The 23783-nt window shown below is 67.2% G+C and carries 19 protein-coding genes; 6 read left to right on the top strand and 13 right to left on the bottom strand.

Going from position 1 to position 23783, the window contains the following annotated elements:
* Positions 1–12: 12 nt before the first annotated feature.
* Entirely contained in the window at positions 13–660 is a 648-nt protein-coding gene (locus ACODRX_RS11625) for a DUF937 domain-containing protein (RefSeq protein ID WP_488871659.1), read from the bottom strand.
* 118 nt (positions 661–778) lie between these two features.
* Positions 779–1987, bottom strand: coding sequence for a PA0069 family radical SAM protein (locus ACODRX_RS11620; RefSeq protein ID WP_488871658.1), 1209 nt, complete (start codon positions 1985–1987; stop codon positions 779–781).
* Positions 1988–2133: 146 nt separating this feature from the next.
* Here ACODRX_RS11620 and rnk point away from each other — a divergent pair, with 146 nt between their 5' ends.
* On the top strand, positions 2134–2547 hold the full coding sequence (gene rnk, locus ACODRX_RS11615) for a nucleoside diphosphate kinase regulator (protein WP_488871657.1): 414 nt from the start codon (positions 2134–2136) through the stop codon (positions 2545–2547).
* 56 nt (positions 2548–2603) lie between these two features.
* Positions 2604–2948, top strand: a complete 345-nt coding sequence (locus tag ACODRX_RS11610) for a zinc ribbon domain-containing protein YjdM (protein ID WP_488871656.1) — start codon at positions 2604–2606, stop codon at positions 2946–2948.
* A 22-nt stretch (positions 2949–2970) separates the two neighbouring features.
* On the opposite strand, the gene ACODRX_RS11605 is transcribed toward ACODRX_RS11610, so the two are convergent.
* The 9 genes from ACODRX_RS11605 to ACODRX_RS11565 form a co-directional block, all read right to left on the bottom strand.
* The gene (locus ACODRX_RS11605; RefSeq protein WP_488871655.1) at positions 2971–4137 is read right to left on the bottom strand and encodes an acyltransferase family protein; all 1167 of its coding nucleotides are present in this window, start codon (positions 4135–4137) and stop codon (positions 2971–2973) included.
* Positions 4138–4236: 99 nt separating this feature from the next.
* Entirely contained in the window at positions 4237–4806 is a 570-nt protein-coding gene (locus ACODRX_RS11600; RefSeq protein ID WP_488871654.1) for a hypothetical protein, read from the bottom strand.
* Entirely contained in the window at positions 4806–5756 is a 951-nt protein-coding gene (locus ACODRX_RS11595; RefSeq protein WP_488871653.1) for an NAD(P)H-dependent flavin oxidoreductase, read from the bottom strand. The genes ACODRX_RS11600 and ACODRX_RS11595 overlap by 1 nt, the downstream gene beginning before the upstream one ends.
* Positions 5757–5824: 68 nt before the next feature.
* Entirely contained in the window at positions 5825–7609 is a 1785-nt protein-coding gene (locus tag ACODRX_RS11590) for an acyl-CoA dehydrogenase (protein WP_488871652.1), read from the bottom strand.
* Positions 7610–7707: 98 nt separating this feature from the next.
* A complete protein-coding gene (locus ACODRX_RS11585) occupies positions 7708–8640 on the bottom strand; it encodes an electron transfer flavoprotein subunit alpha/FixB family protein (protein WP_488871651.1) in 933 nt (310 codons plus the stop codon).
* A gap of 24 nt (positions 8641–8664) precedes the next feature.
* Positions 8665–9414 (bottom strand): electron transfer flavoprotein subunit beta/FixA family protein, encoded by a 750-nt coding sequence (locus ACODRX_RS11580; protein WP_488871650.1) that lies wholly within the window; start codon positions 9412–9414, stop codon positions 8665–8667.
* Positions 9415–9588: 174 nt separating this feature from the next.
* A complete protein-coding gene (locus tag ACODRX_RS11575) occupies positions 9589–10851 on the bottom strand; it encodes a mechanosensitive ion channel family protein (RefSeq protein WP_488871649.1) in 1263 nt (420 codons plus the stop codon).
* A gap of 160 nt (positions 10852–11011) precedes the next feature.
* Entirely contained in the window at positions 11012–15580 is a 4569-nt protein-coding gene (locus ACODRX_RS11570; protein WP_488871648.1) for an IPTL-CTERM sorting domain-containing protein, read from the bottom strand.
* Positions 15581–15860: 280 nt separating this feature from the next.
* Positions 15861–16859, bottom strand: coding sequence for an NAD-dependent epimerase/dehydratase family protein (locus ACODRX_RS11565; RefSeq protein WP_488871647.1), 999 nt, complete (start codon positions 16857–16859; stop codon positions 15861–15863).
* Between the two features lie 102 nt (positions 16860–16961).
* Between ACODRX_RS11565 and ACODRX_RS11560 the strand changes: the two genes are divergently transcribed.
* Positions 16962–17855: a LysR family transcriptional regulator gene (locus ACODRX_RS11560; RefSeq protein WP_488871646.1), complete on the top strand. Its 894-nt coding sequence runs from the start codon at positions 16962–16964 to the stop codon at positions 17853–17855.
* Here the strand turns inward: ACODRX_RS11560 and ACODRX_RS11555 are convergent.
* A complete protein-coding gene (locus ACODRX_RS11555; RefSeq protein WP_488871645.1) occupies positions 17841–18626 on the bottom strand; it encodes an enoyl-CoA hydratase in 786 nt (261 codons plus the stop codon). The genes ACODRX_RS11560 and ACODRX_RS11555 overlap by 15 nt on opposite strands.
* A gap of 170 nt (positions 18627–18796) precedes the next feature.
* Positions 18797–19756 (bottom strand): histone deacetylase family protein, encoded by a 960-nt coding sequence (locus ACODRX_RS11550; RefSeq protein ID WP_488871698.1) that lies wholly within the window; start codon positions 19754–19756, stop codon positions 18797–18799.
* A 37-nt stretch (positions 19757–19793) separates the two neighbouring features.
* On the opposite strand from ACODRX_RS11550, the gene ACODRX_RS11545 reads away from it, so the two are divergent.
* From ACODRX_RS11545 to ACODRX_RS11535, 3 genes are read left to right on the top strand one after another with little or no spacing between them, the layout of a single operon-like run.
* Positions 19794–20723, top strand: coding sequence for an AAA family ATPase (locus tag ACODRX_RS11545; RefSeq protein WP_488871644.1), 930 nt, complete (start codon positions 19794–19796; stop codon positions 20721–20723).
* 2 nt (positions 20724–20725) lie between these two features.
* Positions 20726–21706, top strand: coding sequence for a DUF58 domain-containing protein (locus ACODRX_RS11540; protein WP_488871643.1), 981 nt, complete (start codon positions 20726–20728; stop codon positions 21704–21706).
* 3 nt (positions 21707–21709) lie between these two features.
* Entirely contained in the window at positions 21710–23779 is a 2070-nt protein-coding gene (locus ACODRX_RS11535) for a transglutaminase TgpA family protein (RefSeq protein ID WP_488871642.1), read from the top strand.
* Positions 23780–23783 lie beyond the last annotated feature (4 nt).

Here is a 23783-nt window from a genome sequence, read left to right as displayed (position 1 = left end):
GAAGGCGCGCGGCTAGCGCCGGCCGCCCAGCAGGCTGCCGCCGATCTTGATCAGATCGGCCAGCCCGCCGCCGCCCTGCGCGCCGCCACTGCCCTGGCCCAGCAGCGAGCCGAGGATATCGCCCACCACGCCGCCTTGCTGCTGCACGCGGTTTTGCTCTTGGCCCAGCGCGCTGCCCAGGTCGGACGAGTTCATGCCGCCGGACATGACGCGCTGCGCCAGGAACGACATCACGATCGGCGCCAGCATCTGCAGCAGCCGGCCGGCGTTGTCGCCCAGCCCGGTGGCCTGGCCCAGCTGGCCCGCGGCCTGGTCGTGCTGGCCGCCGAAGATATGGCCCAGGATGCCGTCCGAATCGGTCTGCGCAGCCTGCGGCGCAGCACTGGCTGCGGCGCCACCGCCGCCCAGCACCGCCCCGAGCAGGCCGCCCAGGTCGAAGCCGCCGCCGGAATGGTCGCGCTGCAGCGCGCCGAACAGGGCATCCGCCCCCTGGCCGCTCTGGGTGTTGTTGCCCAGGGCGCCCAGCATCATGGGCAGCGCCGCCGACACGGCGGACTCGGCCTGCGCGGTATTGGTGCCCAGGCCTTGCGCAATCTGTTGCAACGGCGCGCCCTGAAGCTGGGACATGAGTTCATCCACGAGCGACGGATTGGCAGACATGGTGTTTCCTTTCGAGTGAAGCTCCGGACCTCCGGAGGCATCGGCGCATGGTAGCCCCATTCGGTGACACCCCTGCGCCCTCCAAGGCAAAAATTCGTCAACCCCGCTGGCTACCCGCTCAGAACAGCGATTGTTGGCGGCTGTCCGCGCCCAGGCCTTGCCGCCAGGCGTCGAAGCCGCTCCAGTCCAGCAGCGTGCGCTCGCGGTTCAGGCCCAGCCGCCGGCAGGCCTTCTCGAAGCGCTGGCGCACCAGGTCGGCCCACAGGCCCTGGCCCTTCATGCGGTGGGCAAAGCCGCTGTCGTAGCTCTTGCCGCGCAGCCGGTCGGCATCGCTCACGCCATGCGCGTCGCGCACGCGCTGCATCACGCGCACCGCCCGGTCCGGGAAATGCGCCTGCAGCCACTGCTGGAACAAGGCGTTGAGCTCCCAGGGCAGGCGCAGCATGGTGTAGAACGCGCTGGTGGCGCCGGCGTCGCGCGCGGCCTCCAGCACCTGCTCCATGTCTTCGGTGATGAACGGGATCTGCGGCGCCACGCTCACGCCCACCGGAATGCCGGCCTGCACCAGCGTGCGGATGGTGCGCAGCCGCCGGTGCGGGGCGGCGGCGCGCGGCTCCAGCAGCCGCACCAGCCGCGCATCCAGGCTGGTGATGGTGATGTAGACCGCCGCGCGCCGCTCGCGCGCGGCCTGGGCGATCAGGTCGATGTCGCGCTCCACCGCGCTGCTCTTGGTGATCAGCGAGAAGGGGTGCGCAGCCTCGTGCAGCACCTCGATGATGCGCCGCGTGAGCCGCCAGTCGCGCTCGATCGGCTGGTAGCAGTCGGTGGCCGAGCCGATGTTGAGCGATGCGGGCCGGTACGAGCGCCTGGCGATCTCCGCCGCCAGCACCTCGGCGATATTGGCCTTGGCGACCAGGCGGGTCTCGAAGTCCAGGCCGGGCGAGAGGTTCAGGTAGCTGTGGTAGGGCCGCGCATAGCAATAGATGCAGCCATGCTCGCAGCCCCGGTACGGGTTGACCGAGTAGTCGAAGTAGATGTCCGGCGAATCATTTTTCTGCACCGCGCTGCGCACCTGCTCGGTGCGTACCTCGGTCTCCCAGGCCTGCGGCCCGGCCCACCATGCGGCGTCGCCATCGTCTGCGGGCGCGCCGTGTTCAGCAGCGCTTGCAGCCGGGCCACCAATGCGCCGCAGCGGCGCCCAGCCGTCGTCCGCCCGCTCGCGGGTATCGCTGGCAAAGCGGTGCTGCGGCCGGCTCACCGCGCCACGGCCCTTGATGGCCACGGGCGGTGCGCGAGAAGGCTCGGATGGCTTGGGTGGAACAGGCATGCGCCATGATACTGTTTTTATATACAGTATTCAAGAGGGTCCAGTGCCAGGCCATACCGGGGCTGTGGGCTTATCGCACTGGGGCCGTGCGATATTCGGATCGGGTAGAGTTAACGATTTTTCGCCCTCTGGAATCGTTCACCACCATGTCGACCAAACCCCATCTCATTCTTTCGTCGCTCGATGTCGATCGCCTGGAGGCCTTGCTCAGCCATCCGTCGACGCAGGCCTTCCCCGGCCGGGCGGCGCTGGAGGCGGAGATCGAGCGGGCGGACATCGTGGAGCCGCGGGAGATTCCCGACAACGTGGTGACCATGAATTCCACGGTGAGCTTCGACATCGCCGAGACCGGCAAGGCCTTCCAGCTCACCCTGGTCTACCCCAAGGATGTGGACGGCAGCACCGACAAGGTCTCGGTATTCGCGCCCGTGGGCAGCGCCCTGCTCGGGCTGTCGGTCGGCGACGAGCTGGCCTGGCCCACCGTGGGAGGCCAGGCGATGACCGTGAAGGTCACCGGCATCAGCTACCAGCCTGAGCGTGCCGGCGACTGGCATCGCTGAGCACGCCCGTATTTCCCCGGCACCGTGCCGGGCCCCTTCCCCAGCTTTCAAGCCTTATGTCCGCCTCCCTGCCCCCTTGCCCCCAGTGCAATTCCGAATTCGTCTATGCCGATGGCGTGCTGCTGGTCTGCCCCGAATGCGCGCATGAGTGGTCCGCGGATGCGGCGCCGCAGGCCGAGGAGAGCGAGCCGGTCGTCAAGGATGCGGTGGGCAACGTGCTGCAGGACGGCGACTCGGTCACCGTCATCAAGGACCTGAAGATCAAGGGCTCGTCGCAGGTGGTGAAGGTGGGCACCAAGGTGCGCAACATCCGCCTGGTGGGCGGCGACCATGACATCGACTGCCGCATCGACGGCATAGGCAGCATGCAGCTCAAGTCGGCTTACGTCAAAAAGGCCTGACCAGGCCTTTCAAAGCTACACCTTAAAGCCGGCTGCTCACCAGGCTGACCACCAGGCCGGTGCTCACAAAGCCCAGGCCCAGGCGCACCAGGTAGCGCCAGTTCGGCGCATGGCGCTCCACCACCCGGTACAGCAGGCTGCCGACCGCAATCGAGGCCGCGCAGGTGGCCAGCATGCCCAGCCAGTTCCACCCGGGCTGGGTCGGCAGCCAGTGCGACATGGCCGCGTTGGCCAGCAGGATCACCGAGAAGTGCACCAGAAAGACCGAGTAGGACATCTGCCCCAGCGCCAGCAGGCCGCGCACCGGCCTCCACTGGCGCCAGCGCATGCCGCCGGCCTGCCCGGCCCCGGCGCCTTCCGCGCGCATCGCCCATAGCAGGCCCAGCGCGGCGGCCAGTGCCACCGCGATGCGCAGGCGGAACTCCAGCTCCAGCGCAGCCAGGCCCAGCGCCAGCAGCAGCGCGCTCCAGGCCCAGGGCCGGGCGCTGCGCTGGCCCCAGTACGCCAGCATGCCCAGGCCGTAGGAGCCCATGAAGTAGAAGAACCACATGTCCCATTCGCCGTGCCGGTTGAAATACAGCAGCGACAGCGCGGTGGCCAGGATCACCAGGCCCTGCGCCAGCGTCAGGCCGTGCAGGCCGGCCCAGGACTGCGCTGCCGGCGCCCAGCGGCGCACGGCCGCCAGCAGCAGCACCACCGCGGCGAACAGCTGGAAGTCGATGGCCACGTACCAGACACCGGCGGACAGCGCCTCTTCGTGGGTCAGGTCCTGCAGCATCAGCACATTGGCGATCAGCTGGTGCCACGAGGGCTGGCCGGGTACCGAATCGTGCTCGAACCAGGGCCGCACCAGCGCCGCCGCCAGCACCGCCAGCAGCAGCGCCACCGAATACGGCGCCATCAGGCGCAGCGCGCGCTTGCCTATGCGCTCCAGGCTCCCGCCTGCACGCGCCAGACCCTGCGGCGCGAGGCTGGCGGCGGCGAGGTAGCCGCCCATCACCAGAAACACCTGTACCGCGATGCGGCCATATTCGGACAGCCAGGCGATCAGCCTCGGCGTCAGCTGCGCGGCCACGTCCGACATCGGACCATAGAAGGCCAGGTGGTGCCAGACGATGGCCAGGCAGGCCAGGCCCTTGAGCGCATCGATCCAGAAACTGCGGTTGGGATGGGGTGCGGAAACGGTCACTGCGGTCTTGCGCCGGAGGGCATTGCGCCTTCCAGCGGAACAAACAATCCTTTTGTAACGCAGCCGGCCCCGCGCCGGTTGACAGGCCGGGGCCGGCTCTCAGCTCCTGGGGGCGAGAATCACGCGCAGCCGGTCGGCCAGCACCTCGAAGCGCTGCACGCCATAGCCCAGGCCGTCGAGCAGCATCTTTTGCGATTCGGACAGCTGGTACAGCACCAGGTTGTCGAGCACCTGCGCGGCCAGCCGTGGCGCCTGGGCCTGGAACAGCGGCTGGTATTCGGCCGGCACGCCGTCGAGCTGCAGCTGCTGCACCGTTACCGGGTGCATGCGTATGGCCGCTCCGGGCCCGTCGAAGCGCAGCCCGAAATCCAGTTGCATGCGCCCCAGGTAGCGTGTGCCCCAGAGCTTTTCGGTCAGCGTCAGGTCCACCACGGTCTGCAGCCGGTTGGCCTGGGGCTGCAGCTGCACCTGCGCGCGCTCCAGCTGCAGCACCACCAGCCCCTGCCATGAGCGCGCCAGTGGAAAGCGGCTGCTGACCGCCTCCTGCAGCTGCTGGCGCGAGATCGAGATGCTGCGCTCCGCCTGCCGCGATGCGGCCTGCACCGGGCCGGCCGCGGGCAGGCAGGCCAGGACCAGCAATGCGCCCAGGGCTTGGCGGCGGACCATCATCACCCCAGCAGCTGCGCCCGGGCCTGGGCGTATTCCTTCTTCAGGCGCTCGGCGAACTGGGCCGCGGGCAGCACCGACTTCACCGCGCCAATGCCCTGGCCGCTGCCCCAGATGTCCTTCCAGGCCTTGCGGCCGCTGCCGAAGCTCATCTTGCTCGGGTCGGACTCGGGCAGGCTCTCCGGGTCCATGCCGGCGGCGCGGATCGACGGAATCAGGTAGTTGCCGTGCACGCCGGTGAACAGGTTGCTGTAGATGATGTCGTCGGAGCTGGACGCCACGATCATCTGCTTGTAGGCATCCGCCGCGCGCGCCTCCTCGGTGGCGATGAAGGCCGAGCCGATGTACGCGAAATCCGCGCCCATGGCCTGCGCCGCCAGCACCGCGCGGCCGTTGGCTATGCTGCCCGACAGCGCCAGCGGGCCATCGAACCATTCGCGGATCTCCTGCACCAACGCGAACGGGCTCTTCACGCCCGCATGGCCGCCGGCGCCGGCAGCCACCGCGATCAGGCCGTCGGCGCCCTTCTCGATGGCCTTGCGCGCGAACTTGTTGTTGATGATGTCGTGCAGCACCACGCCGCCCCAGTCGTGCACCGCATGGTTCACGTCCTCGCGCGCGCCCAGCGAGGTGATGATGACCGGCACCTTGTACTTGGCGCAGACCTGCATGTCGTGCTCCAGGCGGTCATTGCTCTTGTGCACGATCTGGTTGATCGCGAACGGCGCGGCCGGGCGCTCGGGATGCGCGCGGTTGTGCGCATCCAGCGCTTCGGTGATCTCGGCGAGCCAGTCGTCCAGCTGCTCGGCCGGGCGGGCATTGAGCGCCGGCATCGAGCCGACCATGCCGGCCTTGCACTGCGCGATCACCAGCGCCGGTGTGCTGACGATGAACATCGGCGAGCAGATCACCGGGAAAGGCACGCGCTGCAGCACCGCGGGGAGTCGAGACATAGGTATCCTTCAAAAACGGCTGCGGCGCCTTGCACCAAGGCACCGGCAGCTCCTGTTGGGTAGGGCAATCAGAAATCGTCGATCGCCAGCGCCATCACCGAGTCCCCACCGTGCAGCACCGCATCGCGCAGCGCCTGGGTGCGCACCAGGATATGGTCGCCGTAGAAACGAGCCGTCGCGATCTTCGCGCGCATGAAGCCCGCATCCTGTCCCGCCTGCAACAGCCGCTCGGCCGCCAGCAGCGCACGCCCCATCTGCCAACCCGCCACCAGGTTGCCGGCCAGCATCAGGTACGGCACGCTGCCCGCATAGGCGGCGTTCGGCTCGCCCTTGCCCTGCGCGGCCATGAAGTCCACCACGGCCAGATAGGCTTGGCGCGCGGCCTTCAACTGGTCCGCATAGGCGACGTTGCCTTCGGATGCGCGCAGCTCGGCCTCGGTCTGCTCGATCTGCGCGGCAATGCCCCGGGCCAGCTGGCCGCCGTCGCGCACGGTCTTGCGGCCCACCAGGTCGTTGGCCTGGATGGCCGTGGTGCCTTCGTAGATGGTGAGGATCTTGGCATCGCGGTAGTACTGGGCCGCGCCGGTCTCCTCGATGAAACCCATGCCGCCATGCACCTGCACGCCCAGGCTGGCCACCTCCTGGCTCATCTCGGTGCTGTAGCCCTTGATCAGCGGCACCAGGAATTCGTAGAAGGCCTGGTTCTGGCTACGGGTGTCGGCATCGGGGTGGTGGTGGGCCGCGTCGAACGCGGCCGCCGCCGTGATGGCCATGGCCCGGCAGCCCTCGGTGAGCGCGCGCATGGTCATGAGCATGCGGCGCACGTCCGGGTGGTGGATGATGGTGGCGCTGCCGGCCACGCTGCCATCCACCGGGCGCGACTGCACCCGCTCCTTGGCATAGGCCGCGGCGTGCTGGTAGGCGCGCTCGGCCACCGCAATGCCCTGCACGCCGACGGCATAGCGCGCGGCGTTCATCATGATGAACATGTACTCCAGGCCACGGTTTTCCTCGCCCACCAGGTAAGCAATGGCCCCCCCGTTGTCGCCGTACTGCAGCACGGCCGTGGGGCTGGCCTTGATGCCGAGCTTGTGCTCGATGCTGACGCAGTGCACATCGTTGCGCGCGCCCGGCGAGCCGTCGGCGTTGACCAGCAACTTGGGGCAGACGAACAGGCTGATGCCCTTGACGCCTTCGGGCGCGCCGGCCACGCGGGCCAGCACCAGGTGGACGATGTTGTCCGCCATGTCGTGCTCGCCGTAGGTGATGAAGATCTTGGTGCCGAAGAGCTTGTAGCTGCCGTCGGGCTGGGGCTCGGCCCGGGTACGTACCAGCGCCAGGTCGGAGCCGGCCTGGGGCTCGGTGAGGTTCATGGTGCCGGTCCACTCGCCGGTGACCAGCTTTTCCAGGTAGCGGGACTTGAGCTCGTCGCTGCCGGCGGTGAGCAGCGCCTCGATCGCGCCATCGGTCAGCAGCGGGCACAGCGCGAAGCTGAGGTTGGCGCTGTTGAGCATTTCCACGCAGGCCGCGCCGATGGTCTTGGGCAGGCCCTGGCCGCCAAAGTCGCTGGAATGCTGCAGGCCCTGCCAGCCGGCTTCGATGTACTGGCGGTAGGCCTGCTTGAAGCCGGGGGTGGTGGTGACGGCGCCATCCTTCCACGACGAGGGCTGGGTGTCGCCAGCGACGTTCAGCGGCGCGAGGACTTCCTCGTTGAACTTGGCGCACTCCTCGAGCACGGCCTGCGCGGTATCGAGCCCCGCTTCCTCGAAGCCCGGTATCTGGGCTACCTGGTCGATCCGCGCCAGGTGTTCCATCGCAAACAGCATGTCCCGCACGGGGGCCTTGTAGCTCATCGTTCGTCTCCCAAAAGTTCAAGCCATCCGGAGTTCTGGCAAAAAAAAGAGGCATCCAGCGGATGCCCCTTGTCGTGTGATTCGCCTCGCGGCGTATCTTACAGCTTGCTCACCATCTCCGGCACAGCGGCGAACAGGTCGGCCTCCAGGCCGTAGTCGGCCACCGAGAAGATCGGCGCCTCCGGGTCCTTGTTGATCGCCACGATGACCTTGGAGTCCTTCATGCCGGCCAGGTGCTGGATGGCGCCCGAGATGCCGCAGGCGATGTACAGCTGCGGCGCCACGATCTTGCCGGTCTGGCCGACCTGCAGGTCGTTGGGGGCGTAGCCCGCGTCCACCGCGGCGCGGCTGGCACCGATGGCGGCGCCCAGCTTGTCGGCCAGCGGGGTGATGACTTCCTTGAACTTCTCTTCGCTGCCCAGCGCCCGGCCGCCCGAGACGATGATCTTGGCGGCGGTCAGCTCGGGACGGTCGCTCTTGACGATCTCGGAGCCGACGAAGCTGCTCTTGCCCGAATCGGCCACGGCAGCAACGGTCTCCACGGCAGCGCTGCCGCCGGTGGCGGCTGCGGCGTCAAAGCCCGTGCCACGCACGGTGATGACCTTGGTGGCATCGGCCGACTGCACGGTGGCGATGGCGTTGCCGGCGTAGATGGGGCGCTCGAAGGTGTCGGCGCTGTCGACCTTGGTGATGTCGCTGATCTGGGCGACGTCGAGCTTGGCAGCCACGCGCGGTGCCACGTTCTTGCCGCCAGCGGTGGCCGGGAACAGGATGTGGCTGTAGTTGCCGGCGATGGCCAATACTTGCGCGGCGAGGTTCTCGGCCAGACCGTTCTTCAGGCTCGCGCCGTCGGCGTGGATGACCTTGGCGACGCCGGCGATCTGGGCAGCGGCGGCGGCAGCGGCGGCGGCGTTTTCGCCGGCGACGAGCACGTGCACGTCACCGCCGCAGGCCTTGGCGGCCGTCACGGTGTTCAGCGTGGCGCTCTTGATGCTGGCGTTGTCGTGTTCTGCAATAACGAGTGCGGTCATGTTCTTTTCTCCTGTACTGCGGCCTTAGATGACCTTGGCTTCGTTCTTGAGCTTGTCGATCAGGGTGGCCACGTCGGGCACCTTGACGCCGGCGCCGCGCTTGGGCGGCTCGGAGACCTTCAGGGTCTTGAGGCGGGGAGCAACATCCACGCCCAGGTCTTCGGGCTTGAAGGTGTCGAGCTGCTTCTTCTTGGCCTTCATGATGTTGGGCAGCGTCACGTAGCGCGGCTCGTTCAGGCGCAGGTCGGTGGTGATGACCGCGGGCACGCTCAGGCTCAGGGTTTCCAGGCCGCCGTCCACTTCACGGGTCACGTTCACTTTGTCGCCGGCGACTTCGACCTTGGAGGCGAAGGTGGCTTGCGGCAGGTCGGCCAGCGCGGCCAGCATCTGGCCGGTCTGGTTGGCATCGTCGTCGATGGCCTGCTTGCCCAGGATCACCAGGCCGGGCTGTTCCTTGTCGATCAGCGCCTTCAGCAGCTTGGCCACGGCCAGCGGCTGCAGCTCTTCATTGGTCTCGACCAGGATGCCGCGGTCGGCGCCGATGGCCATGGCGGTGCGCAGCGTTTCCTGGCACTGGGCCACGCCGCAGGAGACGGCGATCACTTCGGTGACCACGCCCTTTTCCTTCAGGCGCACGGCCTCTTCCACGGCGATCTCGTCGAAGGGGTTCATGCTCATCTTGACGTTGGCGATGTCCACGCCGCTACCGTCGGACTTCACACGCACCTTGACGTTGTAGTCCACCACCCGCTTCACCGGTACCAATACTTTCATGAAGTGACTCCTCAGTTTTTGTCCGAAAACGAAACCATGGGTGGCTTCAGCTGCCCGCAGGCAAGCGTGAAAAAACCACCCACCACCATATTGCTGGCCCGCATCATCGCACAACCGGAAGCGGAGTTCTTTCCAAATTCGTTAACCGCCCGCTCAAAATTCTTGAAACGCCTGTTAGATATTTTTGGACAGTTCCGCCCCCTGGAAATGCACTACTCGCTGCGGAAACGGGATGTCTATTCCCTGCCGGCGCAGCCCTTCCAATACCGCTATGTTGACTGCCGAACGTACGTTAACCTGACCATTGGCAGGGTCACTGATGGAGAAGTTCAGGCTGAACTGCAGCCCGTCGGGCGCGAAATCGACCAGGTAGGCAGCCGGCTCCGGCGTGCGCAGCACCCGCGGCTGCGACAGCGCGGCCTCGATCAACACGCGCTGCACCGTGGCCACGTCGCTGTCCGCGCCGACCACGATATTGGTGCTGAGGCCGAACTTGAGATCGGCGGCCGACAGGTTCTCCACCCGCTGGGTGATCAGCGATTCGTTGGGCACGATGGACTCGCGGCCGTTGCCCGCACGGATGATGGTGTAGCGCGTGCGGATGTCGGTGATGCGCCCCTCGAAGCCATCGACCCGCACGTTGTCGCCGATGCGCAGCGCGCGCTCCAGCAGCACCAGAAAGCCGCTGACATAGTTGGACGCGATCTTCTGCATGCCAAAGCCCAGGCCCACGCCCAGCGCGCCGCCCAGCACCGACAGCGCGGTCAGGTCCACCCCCACCGCCGACAGCGCGAACAACAGGCCCACCGTGAGCAGCACGATGCGCGTGAGGTTCATCGCCATCTTGCGCATCGACAGATCGGCGATGGTCTCGTCGATGACCCGCTCCTCGAAGGTGGCCGACAGCCATAGCACGGCAATGATCACCAGGCCTACCGCCAGCAGGCCCTCGACCACGCCCAGCAGGCTCATATTGGTCTTGCCGAAGGCGAACTGGATGGCGTTCATCTCGGCCATCACCTCGGGCAGCACGCCCAGGCTGCCCAGCACCGCCACGGCCCAGGCCAGCCACGAGAAGATGCGCTCGATCAGCCGCGCCGCCGTGGAGCGCGGAAAGGTCTTGGCCAGCACCCGCGCCACCAGGCGGATCACGGCCAGCGACAGCAGGATCTGCACCGCCAGGCGCAGCACGAAGACGCTGGTGTAGTGCTCGGCAACCGCGCGGGCGATCACGGTGAACCACAGCGCCAGCAGTGGAAACAGCGCCCCTTCCAGCACGCTGCGTCCCAGCCAGACCGAGGGCTTGGCCGCATCGTGGCGCGGCTGCACGGCGCGGGCCACCCCATAGGCCAGCAGCAGGCTGGCCGCCAAAATGGCCAGCTCCAGCAGCGTATTGGTGCTGCGAAAGTCGTGAATCAGCTTGTCGAGAAAATCCATCGGATGATTGAAGCGCTATGAGTCCAAAGTGAAATCATAGAACGTCTCGCTCCCACCGCCTTCGCCGGGCCTCGGCGGCCTGCGGCGCCAATGCAAACGGGCCGCACAGCGGCCCGTTTGCAATTCCACGGATGCGCGGGGCTCGCGCCCCGCGCATGCATCATCCCGGCTGGCCGCGGCGCGCCTGCATGCGCACCCCGAACACAGCCACCAACATGCCGAGCAATGCGAGCATCCATGCATTCAGTGCCGGGACCGCCTGGGTCGTCCCCGTTCCCGTCAGCTTGTTGGCCACGGTAGCCTGGCTGCCGCTAGCGGCGATCGGCTGCGTCCACTGCGTAATCTCAGGCGCCGCCCAGCTATAGCCATACAGCTTTGGCAGGGAAGCCTGATCTTCGCTGACCGTGCAGAACGCGCCCTCGGGGATATTGCCGAACACGACTTGCCCACTGGCGCTGCTGCTGGCCGTCACCTTGGCCGTAGAGGCCGGGGTGATGCCGGTCACGGGGTTGCCATCCATGGTGCAGGCCACGGCGATCGGGAAGCTGCCGCTATAGCCCGAAGGGCCGCCGCTGAGGGTCTTGGTCACCGTCAGCGTGGTCATGCTGAGCGGCGCAGGCGTGTTGGTGATAGTACAGGCAATGGCATCGCCTTGCTGCAGCTTGACCCCCGTTGCCAATGCCGCGGCGCTGGTGATCGCCGAGACATCCGTGGGGCCGGTATTGGTACATGCCACCGACTGCGTATAGCGGGCCAGAGTGGTGCCCGAGCCCGCCGCCATGCTTTCGCTGCCGCCATAGCTGGTGCCGATGTCACCGACAACACTGGCCTGCACTGCCTGCACGCCCGTGCTGGCTCCCGTGGTCGTCACACTGGGGGTGCTGGTCTCACCGGCCTTGGGCGTGCCCGAGATCGTCAAGACAAACTGGTCCGCGGGCATGTTGCGACGAGCGATGCTCTTGCTCAGGCTGAAAGTGGGCGGCGGCAGCTTATTGTTGACCACGCTGATCGCCGTCACCGCGGCATTGCTGCCATCGTCGTTCAGCGTAATGCCCGTCAGCGGGTTGGTCGATGCCGCCGTATCCAGCGCATAGCCTGCTTTCGGCGTTTCGGTCACGCTGTACTGGCATTTCGCGGCCTTGGTGCTATCGGTAAAGACCGGCAGGTTGAAAGCGAGCACGCCAGTTGCATCGGTCGTGCCCGTCAACGTCAGATTGCTCAGATCACAGCCATTCGTCGAGGCAATGGTGAAGGTGAATCCATCAAGCGTCCCCGAAGGCTTGACCGACTTGGTGATCTGCAGCTTGCCGGAGGCCATCACGCTCAATTCCGCCGACGTATAGCAAGCCTGGCTGCCAGCGTGGGTGTTGGCCGGGTCTGCACAAGCATTCGCACCACCTGCCACATTGCTCTGCGGCACCGCGTTGAAATACGTGCCGATCACATTGCTCGTGCCGGCAGGCACCACCACCTGGAAAGTCACATCGCAGAAGGTGGCCGGTGCCGCAGAAATTCCGCTTACCTGAACCGAATCATTGCTGGTGCCTGCGACCACCGCGGGCGTTCCAGTCAGGCTGCACCCCGCCTTGGGAAGCAGCTTGACACTGCCGGGCACGACTTGCCACGGCGCGTTCGGCGGCACGAAATCGCCGGCCGGAACCGCGATCGGATAGGTATTTGCACCAACCACATCGCCATAGCCACCTGCCGGGTTGATCTGGTCAAACACATTGATGCCGGTCACCGTGCCATTGGTCGCATTGGTCAGCCGTAAAGTGACCGTCGCAGGCTGGCCCACGGCCACTGCAGCCGGAGCAATGCTCTTGGTGACCACCGTACCGGCAAGAGTGGCCAGCGGTGCGCTCACATCGCTCGGGTTGGTCACTTTTTCCACCGTGGTCACGGTGCCCTTGGGTATCACGTTGTTCAAGGTCACCGTGCTGGTGGTCTCCACCCGCGCCGTGATCGTGCAGGTGCCGCCGGGCGCCATGGTCATGCCACTGACCTGAATGCCTGCCGTGCCGTTTGCCACCACGTTGGCGTTGGTTGCCGCCCCTGGGGCCGTGCAGCTGGCAGTCAGCGCCGGATTGGCAGAAAGGAACATGCCTGCAGGGAAGGTATCGGTCAGCGACACATTGTTCAGTTGCTCTCCGCGTGCCGACTGGTTGTTGATCAGTGTCAACGTCATCACCGCGTACTCACCCGTCTTGACCGTCGTCCGGTCAAACTGCTTGGTCAGCGTCAAGGCCAGATCTGTCACCGTCAGCGTGGCGGTGTTGGATGCAGCGAAATTGGTGATGGTCTTGCCCGCAGCGGTTCCACTGACCGCATTCGCCGCAATCGTATTGGGATAGCTGCCGTTGATGTCGCCAGTGACATCGATGCTCACCACGCACTGACTCGGAGTGGCCGGCGATCCGGCCAGCAATGTGATGCCGCTGAAAGCCAGCGTGGTGCCACCCGTCACGCCCGGGTTGCTGGCGGGGCCCGCAGCAGGGCCGCTGCATGAGCTGAAGCTGGGGTTGCCGCCGCCCGGCGCCACCTGCATCTGGCCGCCGGCGGATCCGGCCGGCAAGATATCCTGAAAGCTCACGCCATCGATCTGCTGGGCGCTGTAGTTCAGCAGCGTGATCACCATGCGCGACACGCCGCCAGACCCGATTTGCGGCGTCTGGAAGCTCTTGCTCACCTGCAGCGGACCCAAGACCGTAAGGGAGCGGTTCGTCACCGCCTCGCCCAAGGCCAGGCTGGGTCCGTTTTGCGGCGAGGTGGCAGTGGCCACAATGCCTTTGTTATTGCTGGCCCCATAAGGATTGGACGAATCGCTTGGCTGGAGAATGCTGTTGCGGTATGTGCCATAGACCGATTCCGGGGGCGTGGCGCTGGCATCCAGCACCACAGGGAACGAAATCATGCAGTAGCTGATGGTGCCCGGGTTGACAGCCCCATTCACCGCCCCGCCAAAAGTGGCATCGAAATGCGTAGGCGAGATATTCGGCCCCAATTGGATATTCATGGCCGAGAGATCGCACTTCGAATTTCCGTTGTACGAAAAAACCTGGATATCGCTGGCGCTGAATCCGGCCGGCAAGCTCAAGATCTTGCCGCTGTTGTTGGCATCGCCCGTTTCGTTCAGGTCGTCCTGCACGCGCCATTGCGTCAAGCCCGTATAGGAGTACTGGTTGGCCACATAGGTGTTGACATAGGCCACCACTGCACCCGGCGTTGTCGGAGCCAACACCGTCAGGTTGTACGAGCCCCCATTGTGGGACCAGCAATTGCGATCGGTCGCGGGACAGAATAGTTTGTCGACCGGTAGCGACAGCGCTGCTGGCGTGGCCCCAGAGACCGTGACGCTTGCCGAGACGTCATGGTCAACCGCGGTTTGATCGGTTTTCGCCTGCGGACCATTCGGGGCAGTACCATAGACCGTATTGGTCAGCACGCCACCCGAAGGAACGGCATTCATGCTGATCCACAGCGTGATCTGGCATGAGCCCAAGGCTGGCACCGTGCCGCCGGTGACGGCCAACTGCGTATCGCCGTCCAAAGGAAGGCTGCTGCTGGCGAATCCACAGGTATTTTGCTGCACCGGGCTGCCATTGACTGCGACCAGGCTGAACAACGGTACGCCGCCCTCCACAGGAAAGATGTCCGTGATCTGCGCACCGGTCTGCGGGGTCTGCAGATTGTTGTACAAGGTCAGCGTGAACGTGATGGGTGGCCCCGGGGCATAGACCGTGCCTGCATTGAAGCCCTTGGCCAATTCGAGCGCATTCTGCACACTAAGCCTGGCACTCACATCCGCCCCAGGCGTGACCGAAGGCCCAGCCGAGGTATTGGTGACCTCCGCGGCCTTGATCGTGTTGGGGATCGTCCCCTGAAAGCCCGCGGCTGCCTGGACTCCCGCGGTCACCGTGCAAGTGCTGCCAGCGGTCAGCGTCAAGGCTGGCAGCGACACCGTCTGCCCCGATACGGTGGCATTGCCAGATGGGCCCCCGTTGTTGCAAGCATACGTAGGCGTGCCCACCAACGACAAATTGGCATCCAGCGTATCGGGCACCGATACCCCAGCGATATCGAAATTGTTCGGGTTTCCGACACTGAAGGTCAACGTCGATTCGCCGCCGATCGTCACCGTTGCAGGATTGAAACCCTTGCTGAGCCCCATACGGCTCGGCGTATTGACGACCACCGAGGCGGAAACATCGCTGGTGGACTGGTTGGTCACCGCCACGCCGCCAACGGTGCCGCTGATCGAGCCCGAAGCCACCGTGGCGTTGTAGTTGCCGGGTGTCTGCGAGGTCAAGGTATAGACCAGCGCGCAATTGCCGCTCGTGCCGCCGGTCACACCGGGAACGGTCAAGCCCGACACCGAGAACGAAGTAGCACCCGCCATCGGAAAGCTGGGTGAGCCGCCACAGGTGGTAGAGGTACCCACAATGCTGAATCCCGCCGGCAAAGGCGTGTTCGCAATTGCCGTACCCGTCGACGCATCGGTATTGTTGTTGATCAGCAGCACCGTCATTTGCGTCGTTGCGCCGGGATTGAACGACACGGGGCTGAATGTCACCGTATCCGTCAAATCCACCACGGCAGCCAATGCGCTCAACGGCAAGACAGCCGCCGCGAACAGGGCTCCACGCAGCCATCGCCCACCCAAAGAAGGCCGCGAGCCGCCCCTGGACGGCCAAGAGGCGGGCAAGTACCGCCCTTGTTCCGGTTTCATCGCAAGTTCCTCAGAAGTTATTTGTAAAGTAGTTCTTAGCAAACAGGTGCTTCTTTGGAAGTGCGCTGATGGCGGCGGCAAACCGGCGGATCGCGGGCAGACCCGGGCCTGCCTCAGCTTTAGCGCACTTGCATCACATCTGTCCTAGCCGCGCCAAGATTATCCCTGGCTATCAACAAAGAAAATAACATTGCGAAACACAATCTTCATCTATTGTCAATTTCCATGGATTCATTCACAAATCACATGCTTTCCATTGGAATTAGCAACTTTCTGTTGGCTATGGAAGTGGCGCCGGCAAACACCCCAGGCCCCGCAGGCTGGCCTCCACCGCGGCATCGAGCGGCGTATGCGGCTCCTGGCCCAGCAGCGCCTGCAGGCCGCCGCCATCCAGGCGCAGCGGCTCATTCCACAGGTAGCGCATCTCCAGCAGTTCGCGCAATGTCGGCATGAAAGGGGCCGCCAGGCGCAGCTGCCACCACGGAAAGGCCAGCGTACGCGGCGCCATGCCGTGGCGCCGGGCCACCCGGCAGATCGCAGCCGCCATCTCGGTGCCATCCGCATCCCAGTGCCCGGCCATGTGAAAGCGCGCAAAGTGCGGCAGCGCGTTGCGCCGCTCCAGCAGCAGGCGCATGGTGCGCGCCACATCGGGCAGGTACGACCATTGGTGGCCTACGCCCCGCCGCCCCGGCAGGCGCACGGTGCGCAATGGCCTGCCCGGCTGCAGCAAGCCCTGCGAGAACCAGCTGTTGCCGGCCCGCGGGCCGAAAAAATCCCCGGCCCGCACGATGATGGCGCGCGCGCCGCGCGCGCTCGCCTGCTGCAGGCGCTGCTCCAGCGCCACACGGATCGCGCCCTTGCGGGTCAGCGGCCGCTGGGGCGCATCTTCCTGCAGCAAGGGGAAGGCATCGGGCCCATAGTTGTATACCGTGCCCGGCAGCACGATGGTGGCCTTGCCGGCAATGGCGGCGGCAATGGTGTTGTCCACCATCGGCAGCACCAGCTCGGCCCAGCGCCGGTAGCCGGGCGGATTGACCGCATGCACGATGACGCCGCAGCCGCGTGCCGCCGCCAGCACGGCACCTGGGTCCAGCGCGTCGCCGCCCAGCCAGCGGATTCCGTCCTGCAGCACCGGCGGCCCGGCAAGCCCTCGCCGCAGCGCCCGTACCGACCAGCCCGCATCGCGCAACTGCCGCGCGATTTCGCCGCCGATGCCGCCGGTGGCGCCCAGCACCAGCGCCGTCCTGCCCTCGTCCGTTCGATCCTGCCGTTGAATCATCGCCTGCCCCTGTTCGCTGAAAGTGATGCATGGCACGTATTCTGGGAAGCAGCGAGCAAAAAAGAAATTACCTAAAGCAACCCAATGTCCATACATTTATGCATGACCTCAAACCGCATAGGCTGGGAGCTGTACCGGAGCTTCCTGGCCGTACTCACGGAAGGCTCGCTCTCGGGCGCGGCGCGGGCACTGGATATCACCCAACCCACCGCGGGGCGGCACATCGCCGCGCTGGAGGCCGCCTTGGGCCAGCCGCTCTTCACCCGCTCACCGGCCGGGCTGCTGCCCACCGAGGCCGCACTGGAGCTGCGCCCCCATGCCGAGGCCATGCGCCACGCGGCGATGGCCCTGGAGCGCGCCGCCGCCAGCCCCGGCGGCGGCATCGCGGGCACCGTGCGCATCTCGGCCAGCGAGGTGATGGCGGTCGAGGTCTTGCCGCCGATACTGGCGCGCCTGCGGCATGCCCACCCCGGACTGAAGATCGAGCTGGCAGCCACCAACCGGGTTCAGGACCTGCTGCAGCGCGAGGCCGACATCGCGGTGCGCATGGCGCCGCCCGGGCAGGACGCGCTGATCGCCCGCCGCATCGGCGCCATCGAAGTGGGAATGCATGCGCATGCCGACTACCTCGCCGCCCATGGCACTCCTGCCAGCCTGGATCAACTGGCGGGCCATGCACTGATCGGCTTCGACACCGAGACCCCCTACCTGCGCACCGCGCGCGGCCAGCTGCCGCTGTGGCAGCGCAAGGCCTTCAGCCTGCGCGCCGACAGCGACCTGGCCCAGCTCGCGCTGCTGCGGGCCGGCTGCGGCATCGGCGTCTGCCAGGCCCATCTGGCACGCCGCGATCCCGTGCTGGTGCGGGTCTTGCCCGGCTGGAGCATGCGGCTGGAAACCTGGGTCTCCATGCATGAGGACCTGCGCCGCAGCCCCCGCTGCCAGGCCGCGTTCGAGGCCCTGGCCAGCGGCCTGGCAACGCTGCTAGCCCAAGCCTGAGCGCCAGCGCGGCGGGCGCTTTGCGGCAAAGGCCTGCGCGCCCTCCTGCGCATCGGCATCCATCATGTTCGCGGCCATGCATTGGCCCGCCAGCTGGTAGGCGGCCTCCAGGCCCAGCTCGCGCTGCTGGTAGACCAGGGCCTTGCCCATCTGCACCGCGGCACGGGGCTTGGCGACGATGGCGCTCACCAGCCGCTGCAGCTCGGCATCGAGCTGCCCGGGCTCCGCCACGCGGTTGAGCAGGCCTTGCGCCCGGGCCTCGTGGGCATCGATGAACTCGCCGGTCAGCAGCATCTCCATCGCGGGCTTGAAAGGCATGTTGCGCACCAGCGGCACGCTGGGCGTGGCGCAGAACAGACCGTACTGGATGCCGCTGGTGGCAAAGCTGGCGTTGCTGCTCGCCACGGCCAGGTCGCACTGCGCCACCAGCTGGCAGCCGGCGGCCGTCGCCATGCCTTGCACCCGGGCGATCACCGGCACCGGCAGCCTGCGGATGGACAGCATCATCTTGCTGCAGCGCTCGAACAGCCGCTGGTACCAGGCCTGGTCGGGATGGGCCGCCATCTCCTTGAGGTTGTGCCCGGCGCAAAAGGCCTTGCCTTCGGCGGCCAGCACCACCACGCGCACGCCCTCGTCGCGCGCCAGCGCATCGAGCGCGCCCTGCAGCGCCCGCAGCATCTCGTCGCCCAGCGCATTGAAGCGCTGGGGATCGTTCATCGTCAGCGTGACCACGCCGCGCTCGTCGCGCTGCTCTCTCAAGATGGCATCCATCGCATCACTCCTTCGGTTATCCAAGTCCATGCGCACGCCCTTCAAGGGGAGAAACTGGCACCGTCCCATCAGCGGACGCCGAGCAAGGGCCGCCCCGCAGCGAGGGCGTCGTCCCCCTCCGGCGCGAAGCGCCAGCGAGGGGGAAGGAGCGCCGCGACACAGGGGGTGTCTTACAAATCCGCCAGTACCCGCACATGGGCCTCCACGCTGGCGGCCAGCGGCCCCATGACGTAGCCGCCCTCCAGGCACGAGACTATGCGCCCCATGCAAAAGCGCCGCGCCACATCCTTGATGCGGTGGGTGATCCAGGCGTAGTCGCTCTCCGTCATGCCGAGCTGGCCCATGTCGTCGTCGCGGTGCGCATCGAAGCCCGCGCTGATGAAGATCATCTCGGGGCGGAAATCCTCCAGCCGCGGTATCCAGTGCATCTCGACGATCTCGCGGATCTCCATGCCCTTGGTATAGGCCGGCACTGGAACGTTCACCATGTTCGCGGCCGGGTGCTTGTCGCCACTGAACGGGTAGAACGGGTGCTGGAAGATGCTCACCATCAGGATGTGCGGATCGCCCGCGCAGATATCCTCGGTGCCATTGCCGTGGTGCACGTCGAAATCCACGATGGCCACGCGCTTGAGCTGGTGCCGCATCAGCGCGTACTTGGCGGCCAGCGCCACGTTGTTGAAGAAGCAAAAGCCCATCGCCTGGTTGCGCGTGGCGTGGTGCCCGGGCGGGCGCACCGCGCAGAAGGCGTTCTCCAGCTCGCCGCTCATCACCGCATCGGTGGCGGCAAGCGCCGAGCCGGCCGCGCGCAGCGCCGCATCCCAGGTGAACTCGTTGACCGAGGTGTCGGTGTCGAGCATCAGCGTCGTCGGACCGCCCACCGCCTTGTTGTCGGCCGCCAGCTGCGACATGCCGCGCATGGCCGCGATATGCAGCCGCTCGTGCGCCAGCTCAAGGTCGGACACCGTGGCCCGGGGCGCGTCGCGGCGGTCCAGCGCATCGCCCACGCCGGTCATCAGCAAGCGGTCCTCGATGGCATCGAGCCGGCCCGGGCACTCGGGGTGGCCGGGCCCCATGTCGTGCTTCCAGCAGTCGCGGTGGGTGAAATAACCTGTCCTGCTCACCGTCATCATCTCCGTTGTTTTATTTGTCGTTTATGGTTGCGCCATGCAAGCGATGCAAACCATCACCCGACTACTGGACCAGCTTAACACGGCTATCGTCGGCAAGCCGGCTCAAGTGCAGGACTGCGTGACTTGCCTGTTGGCCGGCGGCCACCTGCTCATCGAGGACGTGCCCGGCGTGGGCAAGACCACGCTGGCGCATGCGCTGGCGCGCACCCTGGGCCTGCAGTTCGCCCGCGTACAGTTCACCGCCGACCTGATGCCCAGCGACCTGAGCGGCGTGTCGGTCTACGAGCGCGGGCGCGAAGGCTTCGTGTTCCACCCCGGCCCGGTGTTCACGCAGCTGCTGCTGGCCGACGAGATCAACCGCGCCAGCCCCAAGACGCAAAGCGCCCTGCTGGAGGCCATGGAGGAAAGGCAGGTGACGGTGGAAGGCGCCACCCACCTGCTGCCGCAGCCCTTCTTCGTGATCGCCACGCAGAACCCGCAGGGCCAGCTCGGCACCCATGCGCTGCCCGAAAGCCAGCTCGACCGCTTTCTGATGCGCATCTCGCTGGGCTACCCCGACGAGGCGGCCGAATTCCAGCTGCTGACCGGCCATGGCGGCCAGAGCCACCGCGATCTGGTGGACCGGCTGCCGGCGCTGCTGCCGCAGGCCGAGCTGCAGCGGCTGCAGCAGCAGGTACTGGCGGTGCGTACCAGCGATGCGCTGATCCGCTACGTGCAGGCGCTGATCGCCGCGACCCGCTCGGGCCAGTGGTTCGCACAGGGGCTGTCGCCGCGCGCCGGCATCGCCCTGGTGCGCGCGGCCAAGGCGCAGGCACTGGTCGCCGGGCGCGACTATGTGGCGCCGGACGACGTGCAGGCCATCTTGCCGCAGGTGGCGGCGCACCGCCTGGTGCCGGTGGGCCACGCCGGGCGCAGTGCGCCGCAGCAGGTGCGCGCCATGCTGGACAGCGTGCCGCTGCAATAGGCATGGCCGCTGCCTTCGCTACCACCTCTTGCTCGCGCTGGCGCCATTGGCGCGGTTGGTGGCTGGCACGGCTGCCGCGCAGCGACCAGCACCACATCGACCGCGGCAACCTCTACCTGCTGCCCACCGGCGCCGGCTGGATGCTGGCGCTCACCTTGCTGGTGTTGCTGGTGGCGAGCATCAACTTCCAGCTCAATCTCGGCTACCTGCTGAGCTTTGTGCTGGCCGGCTGCGCGCTGGCCTCGGTCGCCGTAGGCTACCGCACGCTGCTCGGCCTGTCGCTCCGCGCCCCGCCGCCCGCAGCGCAGTTCGCCGGGCAACCGGTACATTTCGCGCTGCAATTGCACAATGCCGCCGCCCGCAGCCGCCATGCCGTTGCCTGCGCCATGCGCGGCAGCGGCGAGTGGCACCTGGCGGACCTGGCTGCATACGGCCAGGCCAGCCTGCAGCTGGCAACGCCCCCGGCGCAACGCGGCCTGCACCCGCTGCCGGCGCTGGTGGTGGAAACGCGCTTTCCGCTCGGTGTCTTCCGGCTGTGGAGCGTATGGCGGCCGGCCGGCGAGGTGCTGATCTACCCGGCCCCGGAATTGCGCCCGCCGCCCCTGCCAGCCGCCCTGCCGTCGGGTGAGGCGCATGCCGCCCGCCACGCGCCAGCCGGCGACTTGGACGGCGTGCGCAGCTACCGGCGCGGCGATCCGCGCAAGCTGGTGCTGTGGAAGAAAGCGGCCACCGCGCTGGCCAGCGGCTCGGATGCACTGCCGGTGCGCGACAACCAGCAGCTGCTGCCACAGCAGCTGTGGCTGGACGAGCGCGATTGCGGCTTGGCCGAGCGCGAGGCCCGCTTGTCGCGCCTGGCCGCCTGGGTGCTGCAGGCCGAGGCCGGCGGCTGCCGCTTCGGCCTGCGCCTGGCCGCGCAAGTCATTCCGCCCGGCCAGGGCGCCCTACACGCCCAGGCCTGTCTGCGGGCCCTGGCGCTGGCCTGAGCGATGCCGCAGGCCCGCGCTTTCGCCCCGCCCATCGCCAAGCTGCCGCGCGATGTGCGCGATACGGTGTTCCTGCTGTGCGTGCTGGCCTGGATCATCCTGCCGCAGCTGGGCAGCCTGCCCGGCTGGGCCGGCGTGCTGGCGCTGGCCATGCTGCTCGGGCGCGGCGCTATCGCGGTACGGGGTTGGCGCCTGCCCGGCCGCTGGCTGCGGCTTGCGCTGCTGGCCCTGGTGCTTGGCCTGGTGCTGGCCACCTTCAAGACCGTCATGGCTCCGGCGGCGGGCGTCACGCTGGTGGTGATGCTGCTGGCGCTCAAGACGCTGGAGCTGCGCAGCCGGCGCGATGCGATGGTGATCTTCTTCCTTGGCTTCTTCACCATGCTCGGCAACTTCCTGCATTCGCAGTCGCTCTTGACCGCGCTGGCCATGCTGCCGGGGATGCTGGGCCTGCTCACCGCGCTGATCCTGGCCCACATGCCGGTGGGCCGGCCCGCGCTGGCGCAGGCGGCGGGCCTGGCGCTGAAGATGATGCTGATCGGCGCGCCGCTCACCGTGGCGCTGTTCCTGCTGTTTCCGCGCATGGCGCCGCTGTGGGGCATGCAGTGGGGCGACGGCGCGGGCAAGACCGGCCTGTCCGAGGAGATGGAGGTGGGCAGCCTGGCGGCGCTGGCCATGGACGATGCGATCGCCTTGCGTGTGCGCTTTCTCACGCCGGGCAAGCAGCCGCCGCCGCTGGGCGTGCTGTATTTTCGCGGCCCGGTGCTGAGCCATTTCGATGGCCGCAAATGGAGCGCCGCGATCACGCAACGCGCCGAGGCGCCGCCCAACGCCGGCAATCTGCAGCTGCAGGGCGAGCCCATCGCCTACGAGATGACGCTCGAAGCCAGCAAACGCCGCTGGCTGTTGCCGCTGGAGCTGATGACCGAGCCGCCCGCCCTGCCCCGCGGCCGCAGCCTGGCTGGCGCCGACATGCAGTGGCTCAGCAGCCAGCCGTTCAACGAAGTGACCCGCATCCGCATGCACAGCCACACCGGCTACCGCTTCGGCATGCAGGCCAGCGCGCAAGAGCTGGCGCGCAACCGCCAGCTGCCGGCGGGCTCGAGCCCCCGCACCCGGGCCTGGGTGCGGCAGCTGCAGGCCGAGCTGGCCTTATCTCCCGAGTCCGGGCTCGAGCCCACGCAGGCGCTGGTCGAGCGGCTGCTGGCGCAGCTGCGCAGCCAGGGCTACCGCTACACGCTGGAGCCGGGCCGCTACGGCCCGCAGGCGGCGGATGAATTCTGGTTCGACCGCAAGCAGGGCTTTTGCGAGCACATTGCCTCGGCCTTCGTGATCGCGCTGCGCGCCGCAGGCGTGCCGGCGCGCATCGTGACCGGCTACCAGGGCGGCAGCAGCAATCCGGTGGATGGCTACTGGACGGTGCGCCAGGCCGATGCCCACGCCTGGGCCGAGGTGTGGATGGGCAGCGAGCGCGGCTGGCTGCGGGTGGATCCCACCGGCGCGGTGGCGCCCGGCCGCCTCGGCTCGGCGCAGCGCCTGGCGCTGCCGCAGGGGGTTTTCGGCATTAGCGTCACCAACCCGGTCGCGCTCGGCCTGCGGCAGCAGCTGCGCGCGTTGTGGGAGGCGGCCAACAATGGCTGGAACCAGTGGGTGCTGAACTACGCCCAGCGCGAGCAGATGAACCTGCTGCGCGCCTGGGGCATGCAGGCGCCCGGCTGGCAGGACCTGGTGCGCCTGCTGGCGGGGCTGCTCGCAACCGCGGCGCTGATCGCCTGCGCCAGCGTGCTGTGGCGCCGCCGCCCGGCGGACCCCTGGCTGGCCCTGCTGCAGCGCGCCCGCGTCGAGCTGGCCCGGCGGCAGGTCGAGCTGCCGGCCAGCGCCACGCCGCGCGCCCTGGCCCAGCGGCTGCAGGCGCTGCACGGCGAGCGGGCGCAGCCCTTCGCGGCCTGGCTGCAGGCCATGGAGCGCTTTCGCTATGCGGGCCAGCCGCATGGCCCCGGCGGGCTGCGCGAATTGCAAAAACAGTTCAATGCCCTGCCCTGGAACACGCTGCCGGGCCCCGGCCGCAAGGTATAAAGCG

The sequence above is a fragment of the Comamonas sp. FG99 genome, from assembly GCF_057808605.1.
This window is presented reverse-complemented; position numbering and strand designations above follow the sequence as displayed.

What these genes read in the sequence shown, in the direction of transcription:
- ACODRX_RS11595 (WP_488871653.1), bottom strand. Translation starts at nt 5,756, where the DNA reads ATGTCTCGACTCCCCGCGGTGCTGCAGCGCGTGCCTTTCCCGGTGATC.
- ACODRX_RS11570 (WP_488871648.1), bottom strand. Translation starts at nt 15,580, where the DNA reads ATGAAACCGGAACAAGGGCGGTACTTGCCCGCCTCTTGGCCGTCCAGG.
- ACODRX_RS11600 (WP_488871654.1), bottom strand. Translation starts at nt 4,806, where the DNA reads ATGATGGTCCGCCGCCAAGCCCTGGGCGCATTGCTGGTCCTGGCCTGC.
- ACODRX_RS11535 (WP_488871642.1), top strand. Translation starts at nt 21,710, where the DNA reads ATGCCGCAGGCCCGCGCTTTCGCCCCGCCCATCGCCAAGCTGCCGCGC.
- ACODRX_RS11550 (WP_488871698.1), bottom strand. Translation starts at nt 19,756, where the DNA reads ATGACGGTGAGCAGGACAGGTTATTTCACCCACCGCGACTGCTGGAAG.
- ACODRX_RS11545 (WP_488871644.1), top strand. Translation starts at nt 19,794, where the DNA reads ATGCAAGCGATGCAAACCATCACCCGACTACTGGACCAGCTTAACACG.
- ACODRX_RS11620 (WP_488871658.1), bottom strand. Translation starts at nt 1,987, where the DNA reads ATGCCTGTTCCACCCAAGCCATCCGAGCCTTCTCGCGCACCGCCCGTG.
- ACODRX_RS11555 (WP_488871645.1), bottom strand. Translation starts at nt 18,626, where the DNA reads ATGGATGCCATCTTGAGAGAGCAGCGCGACGAGCGCGGCGTGGTCACG.
- ACODRX_RS11575 (WP_488871649.1), bottom strand. Translation starts at nt 10,851, where the DNA reads ATGGATTTTCTCGACAAGCTGATTCACGACTTTCGCAGCACCAATACG.
- rnk (WP_488871657.1), top strand. Translation starts at nt 2,134, where the DNA reads ATGTCGACCAAACCCCATCTCATTCTTTCGTCGCTCGATGTCGATCGC.
- ACODRX_RS11580 (WP_488871650.1), bottom strand. Translation starts at nt 9,414, where the DNA reads ATGAAAGTATTGGTACCGGTGAAGCGGGTGGTGGACTACAACGTCAAG.
- ACODRX_RS11585 (WP_488871651.1), bottom strand. Translation starts at nt 8,640, where the DNA reads ATGACCGCACTCGTTATTGCAGAACACGACAACGCCAGCATCAAGAGC.
- ACODRX_RS11610 (WP_488871656.1), top strand. Translation starts at nt 2,604, where the DNA reads ATGTCCGCCTCCCTGCCCCCTTGCCCCCAGTGCAATTCCGAATTCGTC.
- ACODRX_RS11625 (WP_488871659.1), bottom strand. Translation starts at nt 660, where the DNA reads ATGTCTGCCAATCCGTCGCTCGTGGATGAACTCATGTCCCAGCTTCAG.
- ACODRX_RS11590 (WP_488871652.1), bottom strand. Translation starts at nt 7,609, where the DNA reads ATGAGCTACAAGGCCCCCGTGCGGGACATGCTGTTTGCGATGGAACAC.
- ACODRX_RS11540 (WP_488871643.1), top strand. Translation starts at nt 20,726, where the DNA reads ATGGCCGCTGCCTTCGCTACCACCTCTTGCTCGCGCTGGCGCCATTGG.
- ACODRX_RS11560 (WP_488871646.1), top strand. Translation starts at nt 16,962, where the DNA reads ATGACCTCAAACCGCATAGGCTGGGAGCTGTACCGGAGCTTCCTGGCC.
- ACODRX_RS11565 (WP_488871647.1), bottom strand. Translation starts at nt 16,859, where the DNA reads ATGATTCAACGGCAGGATCGAACGGACGAGGGCAGGACGGCGCTGGTG.